This window comes from Bacteroides bouchesdurhonensis (assembly GCF_900155865.1).
In the GTDB taxonomy this organism is placed as follows: Bacteria; Bacteroidota; Bacteroidia; order Bacteroidales; family Bacteroidaceae; genus Bacteroides; species Bacteroides bouchesdurhonensis.
Map to the genome: position 1 here is coordinate 1 of NZ_LT707018.1, position 832 is coordinate 832.

Below are 832 nucleotides of genomic sequence, written 5' to 3' on the forward strand. Positions count from 1 at the left end.
CAGCAACAGGTTGTTCTTCTACAATATCTACATCCTTGCAAGAAAATAGCATTAATAAAAGAAATGAAGGAAATAGTTTTAATTTAGTTTCTGTTTTCATAAAGCATTTGATTTTATATGGTTAAACCATATTCTATTTAGTAACCGGAAACTTAATCTAATCAACACCTTCAGAAATATATAGAAAATGGTATCAATTGAGATCAGTAGTGTAGTAGTTTAATATATAAGGTCAGTATCAAAGAAAAAATCTTTTCCGTAATAAGTGCGTTCTCTTTCTATTGATCGGCCTTCAAATTTACCATTTGCTACTGATACCTTATATGTAGCTTCAGGTACAAGTATGCTTGCAGCTGATGCCTCAAATTCAAATTGGCCAGATATATTTTTCTTATTGATATCTATTTCAGTAAATTTTATATAGCCACTACTTGTCAAGTTTGTTCTCATCGTAATTACACTTTTCCTGATCTCTTTTGGTATTAAGGATGTGTCTGCACATTGATAAAGAAAAGGTCTAACTCCAATTGATACGACATAAAATTTATCTTCGAAATCATATATTTTTGTATTATCAACTTCTTTTCTGAAGTAATACTTTTCTCCTATTATTGGTAGAGTCTTTTGAGCAAAAGACAATTCAAGTTCAAATCGTGTACCATCTTTGGCTTTTAGATACTTACTAATATTGAAAGTAAATATATCATCTCTAGAAGTATATTCATAATTCATATGAAAAGTAGCTGGGACTTCAAAAGCTTTTCTCAATCCTTCCCCTCTTACTAATTCACCATTAATATAACACTCCACAAAACTTTTATTTTTAAAACGC

1 protein-coding gene is annotated in these 832 nt (G+C 29.7%); it reads right to left on the minus strand.

The annotated features are described in order from the left end of the window. Positions 1 to 219: 219 nt before the first annotated feature. The coding region (locus CZ225_RS22775) for a hypothetical protein (RefSeq protein ID WP_077155979.1) at positions 220 to 832 on the minus strand (613 nt) is incomplete at its 5' end.